The organism is Halopseudomonas aestusnigri (assembly GCF_002197985.1).
Taxonomy (GTDB): Bacteria; Pseudomonadota; Gammaproteobacteria; order Pseudomonadales; family Pseudomonadaceae; genus Halopseudomonas; species Halopseudomonas aestusnigri.
Genome location: NZ_NBYK01000001.1, coordinates 444,888 through 469,483, shown reverse-complemented (window position 1 = coordinate 469,483; position 24,596 = coordinate 444,888). Strand labels below are relative to the sequence as shown.

Sequence of the window (24,596 nt, the reverse complement as noted above, 5' to 3'; positions counted from 1 at the left end):
AACAGTGGTCAGCCCGCCACCATATGGACAAATGCAAGGCAGCACCGGCCGAATAGCCGATGCCAGAGAGAGGACGATAATTGACGATCAGATACCGGCGAACAGGCTGCCTTCCACATCCAGGCCGGCATCGCGCATCTGCGCGAGCTTGTAACGCAGGGTGCGAGGACTGATACCCAGGCGCTCGGCGGCTTCCTTGCGGCGCCCGCGCTCGGCACGCAGTACATTGATGATCATTTGAAATTCGCGCTGACGCACCCCGCTGCCCAGATCACAGCCACTGTCGGCGACGGGCAACGCCGACGACGACGGCTGTGCCGATTCAACTGGCGGGACTGGCGGTACCGCGCGCAGCAACGGCGTTGCACCACCGGCCTGCAGATCGAGACACAAATCCGACGGCTGAATGACACCCCCCGCCTGCAGCACCAGTGCGCGCTGCACCGCGTTGTCGAGCTCGCGGACGTTACCTGGCCAGGGATGCGCCTCCAGTGCCTTGACCGCCTGCGCCGAAAAACTGACGCTAGGCAGATTCATCTTGCTCGCGTGCTTACTCAGCAGGCGCTCGGCAATCGGCAGAATATCCGCCGGGCGCTCGCGCAACGCCCGCCACTGCAGCGGAAACACACCCAGGCGATAGTAGAGATCTTCTCGGAAGCGCCCGGCAGCCACCTCCGCCGGCAAGTCCCGGTTGGTGGTGGCGATGATACGGATATCCAGCCGAATCAGCTTGCGACCACCCACGCGCTCGACCTCACGCTCCTGCAGAACCCGCAGTAGCTTCGCCTGCAGCGCCAGCGGCATTTCGGAAATTTCGTCCAGCAACAGAGTGCCGCCGTTGGCCTGCTCGAACTTGCCAGGTTGCGCCGCCACGGCACCGGTAAAGGCGCCCTTTTCATGCCCGAACAGAGTGGCCTCCAGCATGTTATCCGGAATGGCCGCGCAGTTAATGGCAATAAACGGCTGTTCGGCCCGCGGAGATTGCTGATGGATGTAGCGCGCCAGCACTTCCTTACCGGTCCCGGACTCACCCGAAATCAGTACAGTCGAGTCACTGCCAGCAACTCGCGCAGCCAGTTCCAGCAGCTGCACACTGGCGGGATCGACCGCAACCGGCCCCGTACCGGGGGCACCCTCAAGTCGTCCTTGCGCATGCTGAGCAATCAACTCCAGCAGCGCCTTGGGTGCAAAGGGCTTGACCAGATAATCAACCGCCCCCTCGCGCATGGCGCTGACCGCCTGCTGCACGGTGCCATAGGCGGTCATCAGCAGCACCGGCAAATGCGGGTATTGCGTGCGCAAGGTGCGCAGTAGCGCATGCCCGTCCATGCCGGGCATGTTTACATCACTGACCACCATGCTAACGCTCTCACGCCCAAGTAAAGCGAGCGCAGACTCGGCATCAGCCGCCTGAAGACAGGCATAGCCACCCAGCATCAGCGTATCGGCCAGCGCCTCGCTCAGATCAGCATCATCCTCAACCAGCAGAATACGAATATCAGGCTTGCTCATGATGGTGCTCCTTGGCTGCGGGCAATAGCCGCAGCGGCAGCAGAATCTCGGCGCTGGTTCCCCAGCCAGCCTTGCTGTGCAGATGCAGTGCCCCACCGTGGGCATTGACCACCGACTTCACAACCGTGACGCCAAGCCCGGTACCCTGAGGCTTGCTGGTATGAAAGGGCTCACCGATAAGCGCCAGTTGCTCGGCCGTCATGCCCTGACCGGCATCCACCACACTCAGGCTCAGCTGACCTTCCATCAAGCGGGCAACCACCTTCAGCCGCGGCGCTGGCATACCCGCCTGCAGCGCATTCTCGATCAGGTTGATAACGGCGCCGACCAGCGTGTCGCGATTGCAGCGAAGCATTGCATCCTGGGGTAGCAGGTTAACCCAGCGGCAGGTCCCGCCGCGCGCTTCAATCACGCTTTCAGCCTGGCTTTGCAGCCATTCAAAGAAAATGGACACCGGCAGCAAATCGTTGATTGGCAGGTCGCCCTTGGCAAACTGCAGCATGTCACGAATCTGGTGCTCAATACTCAATAGCCGCCCCTGCAGGCGGCTGGAAAACCGGGTACGGTGCTCAGTCGGCAGGTCGGCATCATTAAGATGTTCGGCATACAGCAACGCCGAGGCCAGCGGGGTTCGAATCTGATGCGCCAGCGACGCCACCATCCGCCCCAGTGCGGACAGGCGCTCATTGCGTGCCAGTTCCGACTGCAGCGCGCGGGTCTCGGTCTGATCCTGGATCAGAATCAACTGACCCGGCTCCCCCTGCAATGACCGGGTTGCCAACGAAACTCTGCGACCGCTGCGCAGTGATACCTCATGGTAATCGTCTTCACGTGGAGCAAAGCGTTGCTGGATCAGGTCACGCCAGAGCTGCCCCTCAAGTGGCTCACCGAGCAGCTCACGGGCCGCGGGATTGGCTTCACGCACAACGCCACGCCCGTCCAGAACGATCACGCCGCCAGGCAGCAGATTGAGCACATTCTGCAGCCGTCCAGCCAGGCGTGCCTTCTCTGCCAGCTCACGGGAGCGCTGCGCCTGACTGTCAGCCAGTTGACGCTTGAGCAGAGCAACCTGCCGCTCCAGCAGCGCATGGGAAGCGCCCAGCTGGGCAGACATTGACTGGAAGCGCTCGAACGCGTCCTGAAGCTGATCGCTGTCTGTCGTCCGATCGGAGGCCAGCACCTGACGAACAATATCGCCAAGATCATCTGCCGGGTTTTGACTGGGTTGCACGTTGGCCGCCATGGGGTATCCCCTGAATACATGAAGCACACAGGGTTCTCACAGCAAGCCTTATGCCAATATAGAAAAATACTTAAAAATCAAAGACCTAAAAAACACCAAGGCCGAGAGCGTCAGTCTTCTGACGAGTCAACACCGCGATTAAGACCGTACTTGCGCATCTTCTCAACCAGCGTGGTACGGCGAATGCGCAGGCGTTCAGCTGCACGGGCGACCACCCCGCTGCATTCGTCCAGGGCCTGCTGGATCAGCGTTTGCTCAAGACCTGCCAGGTATTCCTTGAGGTCCAGCCCCTCGGGCGGCAGGAATGCCGGGCTGTCGAGCCCGACCAGGCCATTGAACGCATCGCTGCGCTCATCTTCGGTCTCGCGCAGCTGACGCAGGTCATCCTGATCATCCTCGACGTAGCGAAACTTGCGCGGCAGCTCCCCCACGCCAATCACCCCATGGGGGTGCATGATCGCCATACGTTCCACCAGGTTGGCCAGCTCCCGCACGTTACCCGGCCAATCATGCTGACACAGCGACATGATGGCCGAGGTGCTGAACCGGATCGAGCCACGCTTCTCGGTCTCGAGGCGGGTAATCAGCTCGTTCAGCAGCAGCGGCAAGTCTTCGATACGCTCGCGCATGGCAGGCATATCGATGGGGAACACGTTAAGGCGGTAATAGAGGTCCTCACGGAAGGTACCCTCTTCGATCATCTGCTCCAGATTCTTGTGCGTCGCTGCAATCACCCGCACGTCGGCGCTTTGCACCTTGTTGCTGCCTACACGCTCGAAGGTACGCTCCTGCAGCACCCGCAGCAGCTTTACCTGCATCGGCAGCGGCATGTCGCCTATCTCGTCAAGAAACAGGGTTCCGCCCTGGGCCAGCTCGAAACGCCCCGCCCGGCTGGTAATGGCGCCGGTAAAGGCGCCCTTCTCGTGACCGAACAGTTCGCTTTCCAGCAACTCGGCCGGAATGGCTCCGCAGTTGACCGGCACGAACGGCGCGTCCTTGCGGCGCGAATGGTAATGCAGGTTACGGGCGACCACTTCCTTGCCCGTCCCCGATTCACCCAGAATCAGCACCGTGGCCTCGGTGTCAGCCACCTGCTGCATCATCTGCCGCACAGACTGAATTGAACGGCTGGTGCCCACCAGGCTGCGAAACAGGTTGGGTTCGCGCTGGCGCTGGCGGTTGGCGTTTTCCTCAAACACCTCACGATAGACCTGCGCGCGGTGCAGGGCATCGAGCAGATGGTTGTAACTGAGCGGCGGCTCCATGACCGCCAGCAGACGCTGCTTGAGATGATCAGGCCAACTGCTCGACTGGGTCGGGTCGAGCAGAATAACCGGCAGATTCTCATCCCACTTGTCGAGCTGCCCCAACAACGCGGGCAAGCCCTGTTCCAGCTCGCAGCGACCGAGAATCACGCACTTGATTTCGCGCGCAGACTCGACCTGCTCGGTCACAACCTGCAACCAACCGGCGCTGTCGGCAATGATCGCATCTTCCCCGAGAAACTCCAGAATGACACTCAGATCGTGACGACTCTGAGCAGAATCATCAATCAGCAGGATATGACTGTTTGGCAGCATAGACGGGGCGCTATTCCTGTTAGCAGGCGGGAGCGGCTCGCAACACCATGATGGCGCTGCGCCACACTCTGTTATGGTCGGTTACTGTAGTCAGAAACGACTATTGAGTCAAATAGTTGGCGCGCCTTTGTCGGCACGAAAATCACAGTCAAATGTTATGAGCCAGAGTTGGCGGCTCCACTGTCCGCCGATCGTCAGGCAAGTCATCAGACAGCAACATGCCTGCACCTTCCGTTGCTGCATAAGCGACTTCGGAAAACAGCCAGCCCCCAGTCCGACTAGCGGAACATCTGATACACCTTCGCGCCCTGCCGCCCGCGTTGCAACCCCTGCAACTCTTCGGCAATCTTGCCCTGGACGGCCTGACACAGCGCCACGACTTCGCGGTAGGTTTCGCTCAACTCCTCAAGCGTGGAAGCAACCTGCAGATCATCACGCGCAGGATCCTCCATGGCGACACGCACCTGCTCGCGGCAGGCCTTGTCCAGCTCGCCAACCTGCTGCCAATCGCCCGCCTGAACAGCGGCAATCAGCGACGCGTGGGTTTCCTGCAGTTTTTCCACGGCATTGGCCATGCTTGAGTCCTCACGATTGGCGGATGCCGTCCCAGCCGGCCTTGACCTCACGAAGCAGGTCGGCCACCTCATCCAGCATAGATACGTCGTTCTTCAGATTGGCCTGAGTCAGGCGATCCTGCATGAAAGCATAAAGTCGATCCAGGTTCAGCGCCAGTTCTCCGCCCTTTTCAGCGTTAAGCGCTTCGCGCAGACCGCCGATAATCCCCAGCGCCTTGCCGATCCGCTCGCCCTTGAGCGCAACGTTACCGTGCTGCATGGCGCCCTTGGCCTGGGCAATACGCTGCAGCCCGCCTTCCATCAGCATCTGAATCAAGCGGTGCGGATCAGCTTCGCTGACCTGCGCGTTGACGTTGACGGTCTGGTACTGCTTCATTGCTGCGTAGGCGTTCATCTGCAAAATCCTGCGTTGCTGTGGCACATGACCCTGTATCGGCTAGCAGGCAGAAAGCTGAAGCACCTTTTACATAAAAAAACCGGCCCACCAGAGCCGGTCTGTTACCCACAGATCGCCTTTAACGCTGTCAATCACGCCGGCTCGATGGCATCCCAAGCTTCCTTGATTTCACCCAACAGCTGGATTACTTCATCCAGTGAGCGCGGCGTGTCATCCAGCGCCACACCCGCCAGCTTGCGGGTCATGTAGTCATACAGCGCATCCAGGTTTTCGGCGATTTCGCCGCCCATATCCTTGTCCAGCGAAGCCTGCAGCGCGCCGATGATGCTGAGCGTGCTGCTGACCGCCACACCGCGGCGCTCCGGATTGCCGATCGACTGGGCATGGCGTGCGAGCTTGAGGCGCTCGATGGCGCCGGCCAGCAACAACTGGACGGCGCGATACTGCGATACTTCCTGGGACACCTTGACCTGTTTATAGGTATCAATCGGATTGGCCATGCTTACTGTTTCTCCCTTACGACGCCAGGCAGGTTAGCCAGCTGGCCTGCTAGATAGGTACTGGTGTTCGACAAATTCGCCACCAGGGTGTCCATTGCGTTGAACTGCGCCAGCAGACGCGACTCCAGGCTCGCAAGCCGGGTATTGAGCCGCTCGCGCTGATCATCGATGTCCGACAGGGTGTTCTGCAGCGAGTTGTTGCGGGTATCGATGATCCCGCCATCTTTTGCATACGGATCAATCTTGTTGTTGAGCCGCATCATCAGGCCATCATCACCGGCAAGGAAATTACCGATCGCCGCAAAGTTGTCTTCCAGAGCGGCATCCAGCTTCTCTGTATCAATACTCAGCGACCCGTCACGCTCCGTACGAATCCCCAGATCCGCCAGAATCCGGATACTGCCCTCACCAGCGCTCGCCATTTCGCTGCGCAGACCGGAGAGCACCGAGCGCACCGACGCATCACCGACCAGCGCCGCCGCCAGTGGCTGACTTTCATCCCCGCCCACTTCGGTAACCGACGTCAGTGAGTTGGTCGTCGACATCATCTTGTTGTAGGCATCAACGAAGGACTGTAACGATTTTTTGACACCGGCCTTGTCCGCGCCAACAGCGAGGCTGACTGTATTTGCCGCGTCCAGTTCTTCCTGAGTCTGGGCCTTCTTCAGTGTAATCGTGACGCCTTCGATTGCGTCATCAATGGTGTTGGTATCACTCGATATAGTGATGCCATCAATGGCTATGCTGGCGTCGCGGGCATAGGAAATCACCTTGGGCTCGCGGGGATCCGCGGGCTCGACCGGTTCGAAGTCAGTGGTTGCAGGGGGTGTAAATGCCAACACACTCAGGTCACCGGTATCCCCGGCATCGGTGCTGACAGTCACGCTGACGTCGTTACCGGTACCCGAGGCAGACGAGCTGAGCACCAGGCGCGAGCCGCCCGTACCGCTGGGATCGGTCACGATGGTGGCGCTGATACCACTATCCTTGCCCGCCGCATTGATCGCATCGCGGATACCGGTCAGGCTGTTGTTGTTCTCGCTGACGTCGATACTGAAAGACTTGTCTCCGGCAGCGATGGTCATGGTTCCGGTGCCGATCTCTGCTGCCGGATCATCAACCCCCCTGAGCGCAACCTTGCTGGTCTGCGCCAGGTTGAACACCTGCACGCTGTAGTTCCCGGCACCCGCCTTGGAGTCCGCCTTGACGGAAAACAGGCTGCTGTCGCCGCTGGTTGCCGTGCGCTTTTCGTAGGTGTCTGGCGAGCTGAGGCTCTTGAGGGTGTCCTGAAAGGTAGACAGAGCACCGCGGAAAGACCCGAGTGCAGTGAACTTTTCCGTCGTCGCTTTCTCGAGACGGTTCAGCTGAGCCGTCTTGGGCGCGCCCTCGGCGTTGACCAGCGCGCTGACGATATTGCTGATATCCAGGCCGGAGCCAATACCGGTGATAGCCATAATCCTTACCTCGCGACCGTTTTCTGACGGTTCGATTGCCGAAAAGAAGGTTCCGGTCTATCAGGCAAGTTGCGTGCCAGCAAAACCGGCAAGCAGAGTCAGGCCTCTGCTTCGAACAGCACGCTGCGGATTTCCGAGAGGTTCTCGGCCAGGCGCAACGCCTCTTCCGAGGGAATCTGGCGAATCACGTCGCCACTGGTTGCCTCGGTAACATTAATCACCACCCGGCCGCTGTCTTCATCAAGGTTGAAATTGATGTCTCGGCGAACCGACTGGACAAAACCCTGTATATCCGACACCGCCGCCTGCAATTTCTCGCGCTCGGCTTCGGGTGACTGGCCGACCGCGGAACGGGTCTGGGTAGCCACTGGCTCGGATGAGGAGGAACGATTCTGTGCAGCATCCATCTGCTTGACCTGGCTCGCGCCAGCACCCGCTTCCACCGCAGCTGCGCTGTTGGCAGGACGGGTCACTTCAAACGGTTTGATAACACCCATATCCATGGTGCTTACCTCGCAACGGACAAAGCGGGGAGAAGGCCAATGCCTTCCCCCCGCATATTACCCCTGATCGTTTCTTAGCCCAAGAGGCTCAGAACCGCCTGAGGCAGCTGGTTGGCCTGGGCCAGGATCGCAGTGCCTGCCTGCTGCAGGATCTGGTTCTTGGTCAGGTTTGCAGTTTCAGCAGCGTAGTCGGTGTCCTGGATACGGCCGCGGGCAGCGGAAGCATTTTCGGATACGTTCTGCAGGTTGCTGATGGTCGAATCGAAGCGGTTCTGAATCGCACCGAGGGAGGCACGGGTCACGTCCACTTCCTGCAGCGCAGCGTCGATAGTTGCAATCGCAGCCTGCGCACCGTCAACAGTGGTGATGTCGATCTTCTCGACCGAGTTGGCAGCCTGGGCACCTTCATCAACACCGGCGGCAGTGAGATCTGCCGGCGTACCGACATTAAAGCCCAAATTAGCCAGGGCAGTACCGTCAGTCACTTCGGCCACGGTCACATCGGCATCAGCGCCCGTTTCAGTAGTAACAAAGGACAAGCGCCCCTGATCTACCGTGGCGCGCACCTCACCACTGAGGTTGGCATTACCAGCAATTTTCTGGTTAATGTTATCAGCCAGAGACTCAAGAGTGGTGTAGGTTCCTGCATCGATAGAAACGGTTTCCGCAGGCTCACCATTAACTGCGATGGTAAAGGAACCATTCCCCGCCGTGGCAGGCACTGCAGGTACTTCAGGCACTTCCGGAACCAGCGGGGAACCTGCTACTGATACAGGGGCGTCGCCAAATACGGTCGTAATATCACCAGTACCTGCAGTGACGGTTACGCCTGTACCTGCTGCGTTAGTCAATACAATATTGCCGCCAGATTCAGCAGCAGTAACTTCGGTATTGCTGTCGGCAGTCAGCTGACTCTGAATTTCAGCAGCAATACCAGCAGCGTCGGTCAAATCAGTATTCAGGGTGATGGTTGTACCATTAAGGTCGAACGAGACCGCCGCACCACCCTGAAAATCAGTAACTTGCCCCGTCCCACCGCTAGTGTAGGTAGATGCTACCGCAGGAACCTCTGGTACTGCAGGCACGGCGGGAATCTCAGCAGTTGCACCAACAATAGTCAGCGAAGTCGGCGCAGCGCCGGCAGTCAGCGATGCCTTGGTGGCGTCACGGCTGGCAGTGGTGCCCAGGTCTGTAGTACGGAAGCTGCCGATCTTGACGCTGATGGTTTCGTTGGCCTGCGCGCCAACCTGGATGTTTTCGGCAAAACCACCGTCGAATAGCGACTTGCTGCCGAACTTGGTAGTGGTGGAGATACGATCCAGCTCGTTTTTCAGCTGTACGACTTCGTCGTTCAGAGCCTTGCGTTCTGCATCGCCGTTACCGCCGTTGGCGGACTGCAGGGCCAGATCACGCATACGCTGCAGAATGTTGGTGGACTCCTGCAGGGCGCCTTCAGCGGTCTGCGCCAGAGAGATACCATCGTTGGCGTTTTTGACGGCTACGCTCAGACCGTTGATCTGACTGGTCAGACGGTTGGAGATTTGCAGACCTGCGGCGTCGTCTTTGGCGCTGTTGATGCGCGAACCGGAGGACAGACGCTCCAGGGAAGTAGCCAGACTGCTGGAGGAAGAACCCAGGTTACGCTGGGCGTTCAGGGAAGCTACGTTCGTGTTGACTGTAAGAGCCATGATAAGTACCTCGACCTAGTGATGTTTGCCTGAGCTTGCGACCCGCGGGCCGGCTTTGCCCAGGCACCCATTGAGTTCGCATTCGATTACTGTATCGGCGCTTTTCAAGCGACCTTTAGGCTTTTTTGCAATCTTTTTTTCTGCTTTGCCATCAATGACCTGAGCCACCTCGGCGCTGTTCGACAGGGAGCTGTCAAAAACCCAGCGCCACAACTGCATCAAAGCTGACACTTATATCGTTCGTCTCGGGCCAATCTTTAGCCCTATATCAGCCAATCCATGGCCGTTCGTCGGTCTGCGCATGCCCTGGCGGACGCGACATGTCGCGTCCCTACGGATGGGGTGTTTGCGAGGACGCGGTGCGCACCGCGGCGGCGGTTGCATCTGGTCATGCGGAAGGACATCACAGGTCGTGTCCGTGCAGTGGTTATGCGCGGAGTGAATGCGAGTACGCGCGCGACATATCTCATCCTGCGGATGCGAGGTAAGCCGATCTACGTCGTAGGGACACGACATGTCGTGTCCGTGAGGCATTTGCCGCGCCGCGGTGACTAGTGCTCTCCATGACATATAGATGAAGACAGACAAAAGGCAGGGGCGATGCAACGCCCCTGTCATCTGGCTGGGGTTAGCTGTGAGCACTCCGATCGTCGCCCCGCGTCGGCAAGCCCACTGATATCGAGGTGCCCATGTACGCTGAGAAAGCTGTTGTTCGCGTGCACCGTGATTTGAAGGTGCACACCTGGTTTTACCCCAACCCGGCCAGCGACACGACCATCATTCTGGTCAACGGCTCGCTGGCGACCAGCGCCGCCTTCGGCCAGACGCTCCGCTATCTGCAGCCGCTGTGCAACGTCGTGTTATTCGACCAGCCCTACAGCGGTCACTCACGCCCGCACAATCCGTCGCTGCCGTTGATAGGCAAGGAAGATGAAGCACTGATTCTGCTGGACCTGATTGAGCACTTCCGGGCCGACCAGGTGATGTCGTTCTCGTGGGGAGGCGTGGCGACCATGCTGGCACTGGCGCAGCGGCCGGCGCGTATTCGGCGGGCCGTCGTCACATCCTTCTCGCCAATACTCAACCCGCACATGCAGGACTATCTGAGCCGCGGCAGGATGCACCTGGCAGCCTGCGACCGCCAGGCCGTCGCCATGCTGATCAACGACACGATCGGCGAGTACCTGCCGCCGCTATACAAGCGCTGCAACTTCCGCCATGTCAGCAGCCTGGAGGAACACGAGTACAGCCAGATGCTGTTTCACGTGCGTCAGGTGCTGGAGCTGGATGCCGGGCAATACATGAGCTGTGTGCGCAACATCGATATACCGCTGCTGTTTATCAATGGCGCATGGGACAAGTACACCAGCGCGGACGATGCTCGCTGTTTTGGCGAGCTGGCGACCAACGCACGCTTTGTCAGAATCGCGCACACCGGGCATTTTCTGGAGCTGGAGCACAAGACAGCGCTGCAGGACACGCGCGCGGCGGTTGCAGGATTTGTACTGGGCGATACGGCCGGCGCCGACAGACAGAAACTGGCGCTGGCTGGCTGAACTCCGGGACGGCCGAGTTCCAACTCGGCCATAGCGCTGCATCCCTGCCTGCTGGTCGAGCGGGCGCTCGACCTTCCCGGAAACCACCTGCCCTGCCGCTGTTGTATGACGCCGAGCTACCGCCAGCGTAGGGACGCGACATGTCGCGTCCGCAGGTGCACCAGGTCCAGGCCTGCCGCACGACCTGGATCTGCTGCATCGGAGCTTTACGGATTCAGCGAGTCGAATACCGTCTGCTCGTTGTCAGCCGCCTGAGCGCGCAGAGCAATCAGTTGCTTGATCTTGCGGTGCGGGAAGACATAGAACTGGTTGGCCTCCACCGCCTTGACGGTCATTTCAGCTACGTCAGACGCCTGAATCCTGCCTTTGGCAACCGCAGCCTTGGTCATCTCGGCACGCTTGAGTGCCGTTTCACTGAGGGCAACGGTATCAGCCTTGTCCGCCGGACGGTTACGCTGAGAGTCGGAAATACCGGTGGGGAAAAACGCCGGGCACAGGCAGGTCACGCCGACATTGGCGCCAATGTCCTGCAGATCCAGCGCCAGGGTTTCGGAAAGCGCCACCACCGAGTGCTTGCTGACGTTGTAGACCGCCATGTTGGGGCCATTGAGCCAGCCTGCAGCAGAGGCGGTATTGACGATGTGACCCTCGCCCTGCTCCAGCATGATCGGGGTGAACACCTTGACGCCCCAGATCACGCCATAGACGTTCACACCCATCACCCACTCCCAGTCGTCCGGGGTGTTTTCCCAGGCGGCGCCACCGACGCTGACGCCAGCGTTATTGAACAGCAGGTGAGCGCCACCAAAGCGCGACTTGCACAGATCGGCCAGCGCCTGCACCTGTTCCAGCTTGGAGACATCCAGCCGCATGGTGGCGGATTCGGTACCCGGTGCCGCTTCCTCGACCAGGCGCACGGTTTCCTGCATGCCGCGCTCATCCACATCGCCGAGCACCAGCTTCATGCCGCGTGCCGCGCAGCACAGCGCCAGCTCGCGGCCGAGACCGCTACCACCACCCGTGATTACCGCTACCTTGCCCTGAAGGTCCTGCATGCCGTGTCTCCTCGTAAAATGCACTACATCGCTTATGCGCAGACTTGCTGATAATAAGTTGTCTGAATAGGATGCGCCGGGCGGCAACGTTCGACCAGCGCTATCGGTCTGCTTGATCAGGCAGCAGCAACCGGGTTTATCGAAATATGTCAGACCGCCGATAAGTCCGCCGATTTCACCTATAGTTGAATTGGAACCCGAAAGGAATCATCGACGATGCCGCGCGTATTGATGCTGCCACTGCTGCTTTTGCTGGCCTGCACTGCACAGGCGGAAAGCATTCGTCTGAACACCGACATCTTCCCCCCCTACCAGGTGCGCGAAGGAGACCGTCTGACCGGCAGCTCTGTCCGAGCTCTGGAATGCATATTCGACAGCATGCAGGTCGAGTACGACATCCGGGTCCTGCCGTGGGAACGCGCCATCCAGGAGGTCAGTGCCGGCAAGGCCGACGGCTTCTTCTCGGCGACCAGAATGAACCGCGCCAGCAATTTTGCGGTCCTGTCTGCACCACTGGCACTGGAAAAATGGTACTGGTTCAGCAACAGCCCTACCCGCCCGCCGAGCATAGGCAAGGCATCCGGACTGAAGATCGCCGGTATCCGCGGGAGCAACGAGGTGGAGTGGCTGCAGCAGCATGGTTATCGCGTTGACCCGCTGGTGAGCAACACCGGGCAACTGCTGCAATTGCTGCAGCGCGGCCGTATTGATGCCTTTCTTGCTGATCAGCAGACCCTGCGAATCGAACTGACCCGGGCGCCCACAACGCTGCGCCCGGCCTACGCCCACTTTCAGCAATACACGACCCTCGGCGTCTACTTCTCCAATCGCTATGTCGATGCCCATCCTGGCTTCATAGAACAATTCAATGATCGGGTATTCGGCTGCCTGCCTGAATTTGGCGTGCTGACTGCGGGGGAGCGCCAGCGCCTGCAAAGCCTTTACGAAAACCTGTTTGCGCAATGGCGGCAGGACTCTGCATTAATCTCTGCAGTGCGGGAACAGAACCGCAGGCACCAAGGGCTATCAATCCAGGCAATCGAACAGCTGGACAGGCAATGGCTGGCGGAGCAGCACCTGCCCGCCGATCAGCGCCCGCTGACGACCAGCGTGCTGAACACGGCGCTGTCGGACTGGCTACGGGACATCCGGTCAGGTCAGAACGGAGCCATCAGCGAGCTGATCGTGACCGACCAGCACGGCCTCAACGTGGCGATCAGTGACCTGACGACCGATTACTGGCAGGGCGACGAAACCAAGTTCGTCGAGCCCTTCTTTTCAGACCAGCCGTACATGAGTACGCTCGACTATGACCAGTCCACCCGGCGCTTTCAGGTTCATCTCAGTACCGGCATACGTGACCCGCTGACCAACAGCGTCATTGGCGTACTGATCATTGGACTGGATGTCGAAAAGGCCCTGCGTATGGATGACCTGCTGTTTCCTCAACCACTGACTGCAACAGGCCCATGAAGACGATCCGTGTACTTCCTTGCGCACTGCTGCTCATCGGCTGCGCCTCAGCGCCCCTGCCGCCTCTGGCACAAGACAGAGCCCGCATCACCCTTGACCCTGACGTGGGCAGCCTGGCCCAGGCCTACCGACTGGATGGCGAGCCGCAGCGCAGCCTGCGCTTCGACGATCTCAGCACAGGGCCGCACGAACTGCAGGTACGCTATGACTTCGAGACGCCTTCCCCAGGCGCGGTGCAAGGCGTCATGAGCAGCGGCCGGCGCACCTGCATCATGGCCATCAGTCATGACTTCGCCCCAGGCCGCCATTATCGCCTTGAACTGGCCCGTCGCGGCTGGCGACCGGCCGGCTGGTTATATGATGATCGCGGCAACCTGCTGACAAGAGCGCGTGAGGTGCGTTGCGGTCCCGGTGTCTGATCAGCCAGCCCAACCGGCCGAACGCCAGCTGTCCAACCAGCGCAGGGCATCAGCCGGGCCTGGGCGGTATTCGGCCGCCAGCCAGCCACGGTAGCCTGCCAATGCCAGCGCCTGCATCGCCTCGGCAAAATCAATATCCCCCGTGCCGGGGGCGCCCCGCCCCGGCGCGTCGGCAAACTGAACGTGGCCGATACGACCAGCCAGGCGGCCTATCGCAACAGGCAGGCTCTCGCCCATGCGCACCATGTGATACAGATCCAGCTGGGCGGCCACATTGGCATGCGCCACGCGGTCCATCAGGTCGACCAGCTCCGCTGAGCCGGCAATCAGAAAACCGGGCATGTCCAGCCGATTGATTGCCTCACAGCAAACACCAATGCCCAGACCGGCGAAACCGTCGGCCGCCAGCCGCAGATTGTCCGCCAGACACGCCAGGGCAGCTTCCCGCTCAACGCCTTCAACCAGCCGCCCGGGCAGCACATTGACACGCTCGGGTCTGACTACTTCGGCATAACGCAGCGCCTGATCCAGCGCCCGAGCGAAGGCCGGCCGACGCTCGGGTACTGCCGCGAGCCCAGCGCCGCCTGCCATCAGGTCACCGGCCGGCAGGTTGATCAGCACCAGCGGCAGCGCCAGGCGCTCCAGCTCGGCTCTGAGCGCTGCGGCTTCCAGCACATAGGGGAACTGGATCTCGACACCGGAAAAACCTGCGTCACGGGCAGCATCGACCCTCTCGGGCAAGGGCATATCGGCAAACAGCAGGGACAGGTTGGCAGCGACGGGCCAGCGCATGGAGTGCCTCCACAAAAAGCCAGCAGTGTAATGGATGCCGGACAGAATGGGAGCACAGCACGGCAGCACTTCGCCTCGCTGCATTTTTTCACTACACTTCGCACACGCCGTACCGGGCCAACAACGCTCGGCACGAGTAATCCGCTATTGAACCGGAGAAAAACATGTTCCCACGTCGTCGCCCCGCCGCGCTGCTGGCAGGCCTTTGCCTGTCTGTCGCTACCCTGTTCTCTGCCGCTGCCAGTGCTGAAACAACTGAGCTTCGTGTCTCCGCCATCCCGGATGAGGCGCCCACCGAGCTGCTGCGCAAGTTCGAACCTCTCGGCCAATACCTGCAGGAACAGCTGGGTATTCCAGTCGTATTCCAGCCGGTCTCCGATTATGCCGGCGTGGTTGAAGCGCTTGGTGCCAAGCGTCTGGATATGGCGTGGCTGGGTGGTTTTACCTTCGTTCAGGCCAAGCTGCGCACCGGCAACGCCATTCCGCTGGTTCAGCGCGAGCAGGATGAAGTGTTTACCAGCACCTTCATCACCGCCGATCCACAGGTAAACCGCCACGCTGACCTCAAGGGCAAGAGCTTCGCCTTCGGCTCGGTGTCCTCGACCTCCGGGCACCTGATGCCCCGCTACTTCCTGCAGCAGGACGGCATCGATCCCGACACCTTTTTCAGCCGTGTCGGTTTCTCCGGCGCCCATGACGCCACTGTCGCCTGGGTCGAATCCGGCAAGGTCGACGCCGGCGTGCTGAACTCCTCGGTCTGGGAAAAGCTGCTGGAAGAGAACAAGGTCGACACCAGCAAGGTACGCGTTTACACCACAACGCCAACCTACTACGACTACAACTGGACCGTGCGTGGCGACCTGGAGCCCGAACTGGTCGAGCGCATCCGTGCGGCCTTCCTGGCGCTGGACCCGGCCAACCCGGCGCACAAGGCGATCCTTGACCTGCAACGAGCCTCGCGCTTTGTGCCGACCAGCGCCGAAAACTATATCGGTATTGAAGAGGCCGCCCGCTCTGCGGGTCTGCTCGAGTGAGCATCCGGCTGTCCGGGGTGGACTATGTTCACCCCAACGGCCAGACCGCGCTGCAGGGCATTGACCTGACCCTGAATCCGGGTGAGCAGGTTGCCATCATCGGACCCTCCGGCGCGGGCAAGACCACCTTGCTGCGGCTGCTGGCAACCAGCCTGTTGCCCAGCAGTGGCGAACTGAGGCTGCTGGACCTTCAACCTGCCCGGCTGGGTTCCGGCGACTTGCGTCGACTGCGCAGCCGTATCGGTCTGATCCATCAGAGCCCGCCGTTGCCGCCGCGCCAGCGCGTCGTCACTGCGGTGCTCGCCGGCCGTCTGGGCCAGTGGTCACTCGCCCGCGCACTGGTTTCGTTGTGCTACCCGCTGGATATCCCGGGTGCTCGACAGGAGCTGGCTCGGCTGGATCTCGGCGACCGCCTGTTTGACCGGTGCGACCAGCTATCAGGTGGGCAGCAGCAGCGGGTCGGGATTGCCCGCACGCTGTACCAGCGTCCGGACCTGCTGCTGGCCGACGAGCCGGTTTCGGCGATGGATCCGGTACTGGCCGACCACACCCTGAGTCTGCTGGGTGAGGTAGCCCGTGAACGGCAGCTGCCGCTGGTGGCCAGCCTGCATGCGGTCGATCTCGCGCTCAAGCACTTCCCGCGGATTCTCGGGTTGCGCGCAGGCCGAATCCTGTTTGACAAATCGGCAGGCGAGGTCAGCGAGCAGGACCTGACGGCGCTGTATGCCAACGAAAGCCTGACCGCCCGCCAGTCCGAGCCGGCCAATCCGGCAATTGCCCGGCCGGTCCGTTGTCTGTGAACAGGCCTTCAACCCACTGGCGCGAGCGCGACCCGGCCGCCCTGCCCCGCGCCCTGCTGACCGCGATACTGCTTCTACTCCTGTGGCCGGGCCTGCAACTGACCGAGTTTCGTCCCCAGAATCTGTTCAGCGGTGACAACCTGAATACCATGGGCCGCTTCCTGAGCGGCTTCTGGCCACCGGCCAGCGACGCCGAATTTCTGCATCTGCTGGCTCGTGCGACGCTGGAAACCCTCGCCATGGCCACAGCCGGCATGGCACTGGCACTGATTCTGGCAATACCCGCGGCTCTGGCAGCCACCCGGGCGCTGTCGGTTTCCACCCTGCTGAGCGGTCGAGCGCACTGGCTCGGCCGGCTGCTGCGCTACCCGGTGCGGATGCTGCTGATCGTACTGCGCAGCATTCCCGAGATCGTTTGGGCATTGCTGTTCGTGCGGGCCGTAGGCCTGGGCCCGACCGCCGGCGTACTGGCCATTGCCATTACCTACAGCGGCATGCTCGGCAAGGTCTACGCCGAGATACTCGAGTCGGTGGATCAGGCCCCCGCTCGGGCACTGCTGCAGAGCGGCAGCTCGCGCATCGCCGCCTTCTTTTATGGTCTGCTGCCGAATGCAGCACAGGAGCTGACATCCTATAGCCTGTACCGTTGGGAGTGTGCAGTGCGGGCCTCGGTGGTAATGGGTTTTGTCGGTGCCGGCGGACTGGGCCAGATGATTGACCTGTCGATTCGCATGTTTGCCGGTGGCGAGGTGGTGAGCATCCTGCTGACCTTCCTGCTGCTGGTGCTGGTTGCAGACCAGATCAGCCTTTACCTGCGCCGGAGGCTGGCATGAAGCGCACGCTGCTCAACGCACTGACCCTGACGCTCCTTTGCGCCGCGGTCGCCGCGTCATTTATCTGGCTGCAACTGGATTTCAGTTCTCTGGTTACCGCGGATGGTCGCGAGCAGATGGCCCGCTATGTGGCGGCGTTCTTCCCGCCCAACACCAGCCCGGCCTGGCTGGCCAAGCTTTGGCAAGGCGCATTGGAGACACTGGCCATCTCGGCGATCGGGACGCTGCTGGCTGCACTGTTCGGCGCCGCCCTGAGTCTGCTGGCGGCCGGGCGAATGGGCACTCTTGCGCGCAGCTTCTGTCGCCTGTTGCTCAATGCGCTACGCTCGGTACCGGAGCTGGTCTGGGCAGCCTTGATGGTGCTGGCCGCCGGGCTCGGCCCCTTTGCCGGCACCCTGGCACTGGCGCTGCACACCACCGGCGTGCTGGGCCGCCTGTTTGCCGAGGCGCTGGAGAACACCCCGACCGCGCCTGCGACCGCGCTGCGCGAGGCGGGAGCCGGTCGCATTGTTGCCTTCCTCTATGGAACGCTGCCGGGCGTGTTGCCGCAGTGGCTGTCCTATACGTTGTATCGCTGGGAAAACAACATCCGCATGGCGGCTGTGCTTGGCTTTGTCGGTGCCGGCGGTCTGGGCCAGATGCTGCACGTTACCCTCAGCCTGTTCCAGCAGTCCAAGGCATCCAGTGTCATCATCGCCATGCTGGCGATGGTGCTGCTGGTCGATGCACTGAGCGGCTGGTTGCGGGCGAGATTGGGTTAGGCGGTAAGATCGGGGCCGCTCGGACGCGACATGTCGCCTCCCTGCCTCTCGGTGCGGTCGGCGCCTGTACCTGTGCCAGCGCGCTCTTGATGCAGGGCCACGACATGTCGTGGCCGCAGCGTCCAACGCTCAGCCAATCCGCTCCTGCACCAGCACCCAGGGCCGAATCACCACGGCCCAAAGCGTATCCGGGTTGCGCGCGGCCCAATCAGCGGCGCAGCTGTCGGTCGCAACCTGCAGCTGTCCGGCATCCATCCAGCCCTTGATGGCTTCGCTGTTGTCTTCCATCATCGCCGCCGCGACCTGAACCAGATCCAGTGCCGCATCAACCGCAAGCAGGTCGCCACGGGCAAAATGCGGCTCCAGCACTTTCCACTCGATCTGCGCTGTCGCGCCGAGAATGGCCGCGTAGGCCTCATCCGATACCGTCATAATTGCTCGCGCTCCCTATGGTTTCAGCCGCTGAATACTAATGAGCTGGGACGTGAACGCAAGTCTGCTGCCCGCCCTGATGGGGCAAATACGCCAAAAATGACTATTCTAAGAGCGGAGATGTCGCCATACAGACAGAATATTTCAGTTTGCGGACATCGGTTTATTTTTTGCACACCCCAGATTCCATTGCCTGCAGGACGATTGCTAAACTGCGCCGGTACAGTTCCGAACCGATGTTCCGGCAGCACGACATCACTGGCGTAACACCCCTTTTCGGCATAACAACACAAGTGAGCAGATGACATGAAAATGGCACACAAGAAAGCACTTTCCCGGATGATCGCCGCCGCGGCGCTGGCTGGCGCCAGCACCTGTGCAGTCGCAGCGGACACCATCAAGATCGCCCTGGCCGGTCCGGTTACCGGTCCCGTCGCCCAGTACGGCGACATGCAGTTCATCGGCGCCAAAATGGCCATTGAGCAGATCAACCAGGCAGGCGGCGTCAACGGTGCCCAGCTGGAAGGTGTGGTATTTGACGATGCGTGCGATCCCAAACAGGCCGTTGCAGTCGCCAACCGGATTGTCAACGAGGGTATCAGCTTTGTTGTCGGCCACCTCTGCTCCAGCTCGACCCAGCCAGCTTCCGACATCTACGAGGAAGAAGGCATCCTGATGATCACCGCGGCCTCCACCAGCCCGGACATCACCGATCGCGGCTACCAGATGGTGTTCCGTACCATCGGTCTGGACAGCCTGCAGGGCCCGACCGCCGGCAACTTTATCGTCGAGCAGATCAAGCCGCAGAAAGTCGCCGTCATCCACGACAAGCAGCAGTATGGTGAAGGTATCGCCACCGCCGTACGGGACGTGCTGCTGGCCAACGATGTTGAGGTGCCGGTCTTTGAAGGTATTACCGCTGGCGACAAGGACTTCTCCGCGCTGATCGCCAAGTTGCGCCAGGCCGGTGTCGATTTCGTCTACTACGGCGGCTACCACCCCGAGCTGGGCCTGATCCTGCGTCAGGCTGGCGAGCAGGGCCTGGATGTTCGCTTCATGGGCCCGGAAGGGGTTGGCAACACCGACATCTCCGCCATCGCCGGCGAATCCTCCGAAGGCCTGCTGGTTACTCTGCCCAAAGCCTTTGACCAGGATCCGAAGAACGCCCATCTGGTCGAGGCGTTCAAGGCCAAGAACGAAGACCCGTCAGGTCCGTTCGTATTCCCGGCCTATGCCGCCGTTCAGGTCATTGCCGACGGCATCAAGATCGCCGACAGCACCGACACCGAAGCCGTCGCCGAAGCACTGCGCAGCAACAGCTTCGAAACCCCCACCGGCACTCTCAGCTTCGATGAAAAGGGCGACCTGAAGAACTTCAACTTCGTCGTCTATGAGTGGCACGCTGACGCCAGCAAGACCGCACTGACCGAGTAATCGACCCGCAACGGGCCTGTTCAACCATACGTTGGCAGGCCCGCTTTTTATTGTCGAACGCACAGCTGTGCGGACCTGCACTGTTTCCCTTGCCCTTTCGGTGTCATGGCCATGCCAGAGTCCCTTTACTACCTTATCCAACAGCTGCTCAACGGTCTGACCGTCGGCAGCACCTACGCCCTGATCGCCATCGGCTACACCATGGTCTACGGCATCATCGGCATGATCAACTTCGCCCATGGCGAGGTGTACATGATCGGCAGCTATATCGCCTTTATCGTCATCGCCGCGCTGGCCATGTTCGGTATCGAGTCGGTGCCGGTGATGATTGTCGCTGCGTTTGCCATCAGCATGATGGTGACCAGCGCCTACGGCTACAGCATCGAGCGCGTCGCCTACCGCCCATTGCGCGGCGGCAACCGCCTGATTCCGCTGATTTCCGCTATCGGCATGTCGATCTTCCTGCAGAATCTGGTGCGCATCGCCCAGGGCTCGCGCGATATTGCCATGCCGACCATGATCAGCGGTGGCATTGATATCGGCCCGCAGGACGGATTCCACGCCACCCTGTCCTACATGCAGATGATCATCTTTGCAGTCACCCTGATCACCATGACCCTGCTCACCCTGTTCATCTCCCGCTCACGCATGGGCCGCGCCTGTCGCGCCTGCGCCGAGGATCTGAAGATGACCAACCTGCTGGGGATCAACACCAACGCCGTCATCGCCCTGACCTTCGTCATCGGCGCCGCGCTGGCTGCCGTTGCCGGCGTACTGCTGGGCATGTACTACGGCGTGATCAATCCCTACATCGGCTTCATGGCCGGTCTCAAGGCCTTCACCGCAGCGGTTCTGGGCGGTATCGGCAGTATCCCGGGGGCCGTCCTCGGCGGCCTGCTGCTGGGCGTCACCGAAGCCATTACCGCCGGCTACTTCAGCACCGAATACAAGGATGTGGTCGCTTTCGGTCTGCTGATCCTGATTCTGCTGTTCCGTCCCAGTGGCATCCTCGGTCGTCCGGAGGTGGAGAAGGTATGATCCGTTCGAACCTGAAACCGGCGGTGATTTCAGCCGTTGTGGTTGCCATCCTCACCGGCCTGTTGCTGGGCGTGCGCCTGGATCAGCAGGGCACTACCCTCGGTCTGGTCGGTGCCGGCCCGGACGTGTACTGGAAGATCGCGGCAGCGGCCACCTTCCTGTTTTTCTTCAACCTGTTCCGCGATCAACTCGGCGCCCTCTGGAAGGGCCTGCCAGGACTGCCGAAGGCGCCGGCGAAGCTGACCAGCCTCGGCGACAAGCCAGCACTGCGGCGGCTGTTCTGGTGCTTCATGATCGCCGCAGCAATCCTCTGGCCGTTCCTCTCCAACCGCGGCGGTACGGACCTGGGCACCCTGGTGCTGATCTACGTGATGCTGGGTCTGGGCCTGAACATCGTTGTGGGTCTGGCCGGTCTGCTGGATCTGGGCTACGTCGGCTTCTACGCCGTTGGCGCCTACGGCTACGCACTGATGGCGATGTATTTCGATGTCGGTTTCTGGACCGGCCTGATCATCGCCGGTTGCCTGGCTGCCCTGTTCGGCTTTCTGCTGGGGTTCCCGGTGCTGCGACTGCGCGGCGACTATCTAGCCATTGTGACGCTGGGTTTTGGCGAGATCATACGCATCCTGCTGAACAACATGACCTGGCTGACCAACGGCCCGAACGGTATCGGCGGCATTCCCAAGCCCACCCTGTTTGGCCTGGAATTCAGCCGCCGTGCCAGCGAGGGCATGCAGACCTTCCACGAGTTTGTCGGCATCAGCTACAACTCCGAGCACCGGGTAATCTTCCTCTACCTGCTGGCGCTGCTGCTGGTGCTGATCACCCTGTTCGTGATCAACCGCCTGCTGCGCATGCCGATCGGTCGCGCCTGGGAAGCCCTGCGCGAAGACGAGATTGCCTGCCGCGCGCTGGGCATCAACCCGACCGCCGTGAAGCTGGGCGCCTTCACCATTGGTGCCAGCTTCGCCGGTTTTGCCGGCTGCTTCTTCGCTGCGCGCCAAGGCTTCATCAGCCCGGAATCCTTTACCTTCATCGAGTCTGCCATCATCCTCGCCATCGTGGTGCTGGGTGGCATGGGGTCACAGATCGGCGTCATTCTGGCGGCGATCATCATGACCATCCTGCCGGAGATGGCCCGCGAATTTGATGAATACCGCATGCTGCTGTTCGGCCTGATGATGGTCCTGATGATGATCTGGCGCCCCCAGGGTCTGCTGCCGATGAGCCGTCCGCACATGGAGTTACGTACATGAGCCGCCCCCTTCTGGATGTATCGGGCCTGACCATGCGCTTCGGCGGCCTGCTGGCCGTTGACGGCGTTCACCTCAGCGTACAGCCCGGTCAGATCGTTTCGATGATCGGCCCCAACGGGGCCGGCAAGACCACCGTGTTCAACTGCCTGACCGGTTTCTACAAACCGAGTGGCGGCAAGATCGTGTTCGATGGCCGTGAAATCCAGGGCATGCCCGGCTTCAAGGTTGCCCGACGCGGCATGATCCGCACCTTCCAGCATGTGCGCCTGTTCAAGGAAATGACCGTGGTGGAGAACCTGCTGGTAGCGCAGCACCAGCATATGAACACCAACCTGCTGGCCGGACTGTTCAAGACCCCGGGCTATCGCCGCAGCGAGCAGGAGGCGATGGAGCGCGCGGCCTACTGGCTGGACCGGGTCGAGCTGCGCGAGTTTGCCAACCGCCCGGCCAACACCCTGGCCTATGGTCAGCAGCGCCGTCTGGAGATCGCCCGTTGCATGGTGACCCAGCCGAAACTGCTGATGCTCGATGAACCGGCAGCGGGTCTGAACCCGAAGGAAACCGACGATCTCAAGGCACTGATCAGCGAGCTGCGCGATGAGCACCAGATCACTGTGCTGCTGATCGAGCACGACATGAAGCTGGTGATGAGCATCTCCGACCACATCGTCGTGATCAACCAGGGCCGCCCGCTGGCCGCCGGCACCCCGGATGAGATCAAGCAGAATCCAGACGTCATCAAAGCCTATCTGGGCGAGACCTGAGGGAAAGCACCGCATGCTGTATATGAAGAACGTGTCGACCCACTACGGGAAGATTCAGGCGCTGCATGACGTCAACCTTGAGGTGCGTCGCGGCGAAATCGTTACCCTGATCGGCGCCAACGGCGCCGGCAAGACCACCCTGCTGATGACCCTGTGCGGCGACCCGCGAGCCACCACCGGCAGCATTCGCTACGAAGGCGACGAGCTGACCGGCATGACCACAGCCGAAATCATGCGCAAGGATATTGCCATCGTGCCGGAAGGGCGCCGCGTGTTCTCGCGCCTGACGGTTGAGGAAAACCTCAGCATGGGCGCCTTTTTCGCCGACAAGGAGACACGTCAGGTGCAGCTCGATACCGTGCTGACGCTGTTCCCGCGGCTGAAGGAACGTTACCAGCAACGGGCCGGCACCATGTCCGGCGGCGAGCAACAAATGCTGGCGATCGGCCGGGCACTGATGAGCAAACCGCGGCTGTTGCTGCTGGATGAGCCGTCACTCGGCCTGGCACCGATCATCATTCAGCAGATATTCGATATCATCGAGCAACTGCGCCAACAAGGCGTCACCGTCTTTCTGGTTGAGCAGAACGCCAACCAGGCGCTCAAACTGGCCGACCGTGGCTACGTGATGGAGCACGGCCATATCGTGCTGGAAGATACCGGTGAGGCACTGCTGGCCAATCCGGATGTGCGCAAGGCCTACCTCGGCGGCTGATCTCGGCCAGCCAACTCCGCAGGCTATCAGGGCGCGATAATCGCCCCCTGATAGCCGCATCCGCGCTGCTGCTCGCCATTGACCGTCAGTGTTGCCCGCAGGTGAAAGTAATCACCGGTAACCGGATCCTGACAGGCCTGCGGATACAACCACAGCTCGACCTGATGATCCGGCGGCGTGGCTGCATTCAGCGCGCCGTCCGGCAACTGTTCAATCACCACCGAGCGCGCCGGATAAGTCAGATTTCCATCAGAGCGCACCAATCCCGCTGGCGACAGCCAGATCTGCCAGGCCGGTTGATAGCCCAATGCGACCCACTGCGCGGAGTTCGCGCTGTCATCACTGCAACCACGTCCGTGAGACTGCATGCGCAGCACCTGCTCAGGATGCAGCCGGCCATGCCGGTCAATCTCACCTGTCAGATCGGTAAAGATGGCGATCTGCCCCGGCTGACTGGCCAATTGATAAATCCCGTCCAGCATCTGAGACTCGGTCAATGTCATGACCCGCTCACTCCCGCACTCACGCAGCACGAAACCATCGGTCGTGCGCTCCAGCAAGCCAGTGACGCGCTGCGGCTCGCCACTCCAGAAACCCTGCATCACGCTACAGCCACTCAAAAGCACTGGCGCCAGCAGCGCCGCCCTACCCCAGCGAATCGGACTCAATCTGTGAACTCCTTTGCGTTAAGCTGACTCAGGTCTGAATCATGACATACGGGAGATCACAAACCAGCAAGCCAGTGGTAATCTGTGCCGCATCAACCCGCTTGCGATACCCGC

Annotated in this window: 26 protein-coding genes; 12 read left to right on the top strand and 14 right to left on the bottom strand. The window is 60.9% G+C overall.

Features of this window, described 5'->3' with window-relative positions; all coding sequences use genetic code 11:
- Positions 1–87 precede the first annotated feature (87 nt).
- The 10 genes from B7O88_RS02275 to B7O88_RS02230 form a co-directional block, all read right to left on the bottom strand.
- Positions 88–1,512, bottom strand: coding sequence for a sigma-54-dependent transcriptional regulator (locus B7O88_RS02275; RefSeq protein ID WP_088273561.1), 1,425 nt, complete (start codon positions 1,510–1,512; stop codon positions 88–90).
- Positions 1,499–2,755 (bottom strand): sensor histidine kinase, encoded by a 1,257-nt coding sequence (locus B7O88_RS02270; protein ID WP_088273560.1) that lies wholly within the window; start codon positions 2,753–2,755, stop codon positions 1,499–1,501. Before B7O88_RS02270 ends, B7O88_RS02275 begins: the two co-directional genes overlap by 14 nt.
- A 110-nt stretch (positions 2,756–2,865) precedes the next feature.
- Positions 2,866–4,335 (bottom strand): sigma-54 dependent transcriptional regulator, encoded by a 1,470-nt coding sequence (locus B7O88_RS02265; protein WP_088273559.1) that lies wholly within the window; start codon positions 4,333–4,335, stop codon positions 2,866–2,868.
- 278 nt (positions 4,336–4,613) lie between these two features.
- On the bottom strand, positions 4,614–4,910 hold the full coding sequence (locus B7O88_RS02260) for a flagellar protein FliT (protein ID WP_160003124.1): 297 nt from the start codon (positions 4,908–4,910) through the stop codon (positions 4,614–4,616).
- 10 nt (positions 4,911–4,920) lie between these two features.
- Entirely contained in the window at positions 4,921–5,304 is a 384-nt protein-coding gene (gene fliS, locus B7O88_RS02255) for a flagellar export chaperone FliS (protein WP_088273557.1), read from the bottom strand.
- 134 nt (positions 5,305–5,438) lie between these two features.
- Positions 5,439–5,807, bottom strand: a complete 369-nt coding sequence (fliS, locus tag B7O88_RS02250) for a flagellar export chaperone FliS (protein ID WP_088273556.1) — start codon at positions 5,805–5,807, stop codon at positions 5,439–5,441.
- A 2-nt stretch (positions 5,808–5,809) separates the two neighbouring features.
- Complete coding sequence (gene fliD, locus B7O88_RS02245; RefSeq protein WP_088273555.1) at positions 5,810–7,261, bottom strand: flagellar filament capping protein FliD; 1,452 nt, start codon at positions 7,259–7,261, stop codon at positions 5,810–5,812.
- A 98-nt stretch (positions 7,262–7,359) separates the two neighbouring features.
- Positions 7,360–7,764 carry a flagellar protein FlaG gene (locus B7O88_RS02240; protein ID WP_235005704.1) on the bottom strand — a complete coding sequence of 135 codons (405 nt, stop codon included), beginning with the start codon at positions 7,762–7,764 and terminating at the stop codon, positions 7,360–7,362.
- A 74-nt stretch (positions 7,765–7,838) separates the two neighbouring features.
- Positions 7,839–9,452 (bottom strand): flagellin N-terminal helical domain-containing protein, encoded by a 1,614-nt coding sequence (locus B7O88_RS02235; RefSeq protein WP_088273554.1) that lies wholly within the window; start codon positions 9,450–9,452, stop codon positions 7,839–7,841.
- A 15-nt stretch (positions 9,453–9,467) separates the two neighbouring features.
- Positions 9,468–9,683, bottom strand: coding sequence for a hypothetical protein (locus B7O88_RS02230; RefSeq protein WP_140418552.1), 216 nt, complete (start codon positions 9,681–9,683; stop codon positions 9,468–9,470).
- A gap of 458 nt (positions 9,684–10,141) precedes the next feature.
- Here B7O88_RS02230 and B7O88_RS02225 point away from each other — a divergent pair, with 458 nt between their 5' ends.
- Entirely contained in the window at positions 10,142–11,008 is an 867-nt protein-coding gene (locus B7O88_RS02225) for an alpha/beta fold hydrolase (protein WP_088273552.1), read from the top strand.
- A 206-nt stretch (positions 11,009–11,214) separates the two neighbouring features.
- On the opposite strand, the gene B7O88_RS02220 is transcribed toward B7O88_RS02225, so the two are convergent.
- A complete protein-coding gene (locus B7O88_RS02220; RefSeq protein WP_088273551.1) occupies positions 11,215–12,063 on the bottom strand; it encodes an SDR family NAD(P)-dependent oxidoreductase in 849 nt (282 codons plus the stop codon).
- 216 nt (positions 12,064–12,279) lie between these two features.
- Between B7O88_RS02220 and B7O88_RS02215 the strand changes: the two genes are divergently transcribed.
- Both B7O88_RS02215 and B7O88_RS02210 read left to right on the top strand, forming a co-directional pair.
- On the top strand, positions 12,280–13,536 hold the full coding sequence (locus B7O88_RS02215; protein ID WP_088273550.1) for a substrate-binding periplasmic protein: 1,257 nt from the start codon (positions 12,280–12,282) through the stop codon (positions 13,534–13,536).
- The gene (locus B7O88_RS02210) at positions 13,533–13,955 is read left to right on the top strand and encodes a PA0061/PA0062 family lipoprotein (protein ID WP_088273549.1); all 423 of its coding nucleotides are present in this window, start codon (positions 13,533–13,535) and stop codon (positions 13,953–13,955) included. The genes B7O88_RS02215 and B7O88_RS02210 overlap by 4 nt, the downstream gene beginning before the upstream one ends.
- On the opposite strand, the gene B7O88_RS02205 is transcribed toward B7O88_RS02210, so the two are convergent.
- The gene (locus tag B7O88_RS02205) at positions 13,956–14,747 is read right to left on the bottom strand and encodes a hydroxypyruvate isomerase family protein (protein ID WP_088273548.1); all 792 of its coding nucleotides are present in this window, start codon (positions 14,745–14,747) and stop codon (positions 13,956–13,958) included. It abuts the gene before it with no gap.
- A gap of 164 nt (positions 14,748–14,911) precedes the next feature.
- Here B7O88_RS02205 and B7O88_RS02200 point away from each other — a divergent pair, with 164 nt between their 5' ends.
- From B7O88_RS02200 to phnE, 4 genes are read left to right on the top strand one after another with little or no spacing between them, the layout of a single operon-like run.
- Positions 14,912–15,781: a putative selenate ABC transporter substrate-binding protein gene (locus B7O88_RS02200; RefSeq protein WP_088273547.1), complete on the top strand. Its 870-nt coding sequence runs from the start codon at positions 14,912–14,914 to the stop codon at positions 15,779–15,781.
- Entirely contained in the window at positions 15,778–16,581 is an 804-nt protein-coding gene (locus B7O88_RS02195; protein ID WP_088273546.1) for a phosphonate ABC transporter ATP-binding protein, read from the top strand. The genes B7O88_RS02200 and B7O88_RS02195 overlap by 4 nt, the downstream gene beginning before the upstream one ends.
- Positions 16,578–17,414 (top strand): PhnE/PtxC family ABC transporter permease, encoded by an 837-nt coding sequence (locus B7O88_RS02190; RefSeq protein ID WP_088273545.1) that lies wholly within the window; start codon positions 16,578–16,580, stop codon positions 17,412–17,414. Before B7O88_RS02195 ends, B7O88_RS02190 begins: the two co-directional genes overlap by 4 nt.
- Positions 17,411–18,175, top strand: coding sequence for a phosphonate ABC transporter, permease protein PhnE (gene phnE, locus B7O88_RS02185; RefSeq protein WP_172409628.1), 765 nt, complete (start codon positions 17,411–17,413; stop codon positions 18,173–18,175). Before B7O88_RS02190 ends, phnE begins: the two co-directional genes overlap by 4 nt.
- 129 nt (positions 18,176–18,304) lie before the next feature.
- Here phnE and B7O88_RS02180 read toward each other — a convergent pair whose 3' ends face one another.
- Positions 18,305–18,607, bottom strand: coding sequence for a DUF2288 domain-containing protein (locus tag B7O88_RS02180; protein ID WP_088273544.1), 303 nt, complete (start codon positions 18,605–18,607; stop codon positions 18,305–18,307).
- Positions 18,608–18,913: 306 nt separating this feature from the next.
- Between B7O88_RS02180 and B7O88_RS02175 the strand changes: the two genes are divergently transcribed.
- From B7O88_RS02175 to B7O88_RS02155, 5 genes are all read left to right on the top strand, one after another.
- Positions 18,914–20,041, top strand: a complete 1,128-nt coding sequence (locus B7O88_RS02175) for a branched-chain amino acid ABC transporter substrate-binding protein (protein ID WP_088273543.1) — start codon at positions 18,914–18,916, stop codon at positions 20,039–20,041.
- Positions 20,042–20,152: 111 nt separating this feature from the next.
- Positions 20,153–21,079, top strand: coding sequence for a high-affinity branched-chain amino acid ABC transporter permease LivH (gene livH / locus B7O88_RS02170; protein WP_088273922.1), 927 nt, complete (start codon positions 20,153–20,155; stop codon positions 21,077–21,079).
- Complete coding sequence (locus tag B7O88_RS02165) at positions 21,079–22,335, top strand: high-affinity branched-chain amino acid ABC transporter permease LivM (protein WP_088273921.1); 1,257 nt, start codon at positions 21,079–21,081, stop codon at positions 22,333–22,335. Before livH ends, B7O88_RS02165 begins: the two co-directional genes overlap by 1 nt.
- Positions 22,332–23,099: a high-affinity branched-chain amino acid ABC transporter ATP-binding protein LivG gene (livG, locus tag B7O88_RS02160; protein WP_088273542.1), complete on the top strand. Its 768-nt coding sequence runs from the start codon at positions 22,332–22,334 to the stop codon at positions 23,097–23,099. The genes B7O88_RS02165 and livG overlap by 4 nt, the downstream gene beginning before the upstream one ends.
- A 13-nt stretch (positions 23,100–23,112) precedes the next feature.
- The gene (locus B7O88_RS02155) at positions 23,113–23,814 is read left to right on the top strand and encodes an ABC transporter ATP-binding protein (protein ID WP_088273541.1); all 702 of its coding nucleotides are present in this window, start codon (positions 23,113–23,115) and stop codon (positions 23,812–23,814) included.
- A 26-nt stretch (positions 23,815–23,840) separates the two neighbouring features.
- On the opposite strand, the gene B7O88_RS02150 is transcribed toward B7O88_RS02155, so the two are convergent.
- A complete protein-coding gene (locus tag B7O88_RS02150) occupies positions 23,841–24,482 on the bottom strand; it encodes a hypothetical protein (protein WP_140418551.1) in 642 nt (213 codons plus the stop codon).
- Positions 24,483–24,596: the final 114 nt, after the last annotated feature.

What these genes read in the sequence shown, in the direction of transcription:
- phnE (WP_172409628.1), top strand. Translation starts at nt 17,411, where the DNA reads ATGAAGCGCACGCTGCTCAACGCACTGACCCTGACGCTCCTTTGCGCC.
- fliS (WP_088273557.1), bottom strand. Translation starts at nt 5,304, where the DNA reads ATGAACGCCTACGCAGCAATGAAGCAGTACCAGACCGTCAACGTCAAC.
- B7O88_RS02205 (WP_088273548.1), bottom strand. Translation starts at nt 14,747, where the DNA reads ATGCGCTGGCCCGTCGCTGCCAACCTGTCCCTGCTGTTTGCCGATATG.
- livH (WP_088273922.1), top strand. Translation starts at nt 20,153, where the DNA reads ATGCCAGAGTCCCTTTACTACCTTATCCAACAGCTGCTCAACGGTCTG.
- B7O88_RS02175 (WP_088273543.1), top strand. Translation starts at nt 18,914, where the DNA reads ATGAAAATGGCACACAAGAAAGCACTTTCCCGGATGATCGCCGCCGCG.
- B7O88_RS02270 (WP_088273560.1), bottom strand. Translation starts at nt 2,755, where the DNA reads ATGGCGGCCAACGTGCAACCCAGTCAAAACCCGGCAGATGATCTTGGC.
- B7O88_RS02155 (WP_088273541.1), top strand. Translation starts at nt 23,113, where the DNA reads ATGCTGTATATGAAGAACGTGTCGACCCACTACGGGAAGATTCAGGCG.
- B7O88_RS02210 (WP_088273549.1), top strand. Translation starts at nt 13,533, where the DNA reads ATGAAGACGATCCGTGTACTTCCTTGCGCACTGCTGCTCATCGGCTGC.
- B7O88_RS02275 (WP_088273561.1), bottom strand. Translation starts at nt 1,512, where the DNA reads ATGAGCAAGCCTGATATTCGTATTCTGCTGGTTGAGGATGATGCTGAT.
- B7O88_RS02265 (WP_088273559.1), bottom strand. Translation starts at nt 4,335, where the DNA reads ATGCTGCCAAACAGTCATATCCTGCTGATTGATGATTCTGCTCAGAGT.
- fliD (WP_088273555.1), bottom strand. Translation starts at nt 7,261, where the DNA reads ATGGCTATCACCGGTATTGGCTCCGGCCTGGATATCAGCAATATCGTC.
- B7O88_RS02200 (WP_088273547.1), top strand. Translation starts at nt 14,912, where the DNA reads ATGTTCCCACGTCGTCGCCCCGCCGCGCTGCTGGCAGGCCTTTGCCTG.
- B7O88_RS02180 (WP_088273544.1), bottom strand. Translation starts at nt 18,607, where the DNA reads ATGACGGTATCGGATGAGGCCTACGCGGCCATTCTCGGCGCGACAGCG.
- B7O88_RS02240 (WP_235005704.1), bottom strand. Translation starts at nt 7,764, where the DNA reads ATGGATATGGGTGTTATCAAACCGTTTGAAGTGACCCGTCCTGCCAAC.
- B7O88_RS02260 (WP_160003124.1), bottom strand. Translation starts at nt 4,910, where the DNA reads ATGGCCAATGCCGTGGAAAAACTGCAGGAAACCCACGCGTCGCTGATT.
- B7O88_RS02220 (WP_088273551.1), bottom strand. Translation starts at nt 12,063, where the DNA reads ATGCAGGACCTTCAGGGCAAGGTAGCGGTAATCACGGGTGGTGGTAGC.
- B7O88_RS02215 (WP_088273550.1), top strand. Translation starts at nt 12,280, where the DNA reads ATGCCGCGCGTATTGATGCTGCCACTGCTGCTTTTGCTGGCCTGCACT.
- livG (WP_088273542.1), top strand. Translation starts at nt 22,332, where the DNA reads ATGAGCCGCCCCCTTCTGGATGTATCGGGCCTGACCATGCGCTTCGGC.
- B7O88_RS02225 (WP_088273552.1), top strand. Translation starts at nt 10,142, where the DNA reads ATGTACGCTGAGAAAGCTGTTGTTCGCGTGCACCGTGATTTGAAGGTG.
- fliS (WP_088273556.1), bottom strand. Translation starts at nt 5,807, where the DNA reads ATGGCCAATCCGATTGATACCTATAAACAGGTCAAGGTGTCCCAGGAA.
- B7O88_RS02235 (WP_088273554.1), bottom strand. Translation starts at nt 9,452, where the DNA reads ATGGCTCTTACAGTCAACACGAACGTAGCTTCCCTGAACGCCCAGCGT.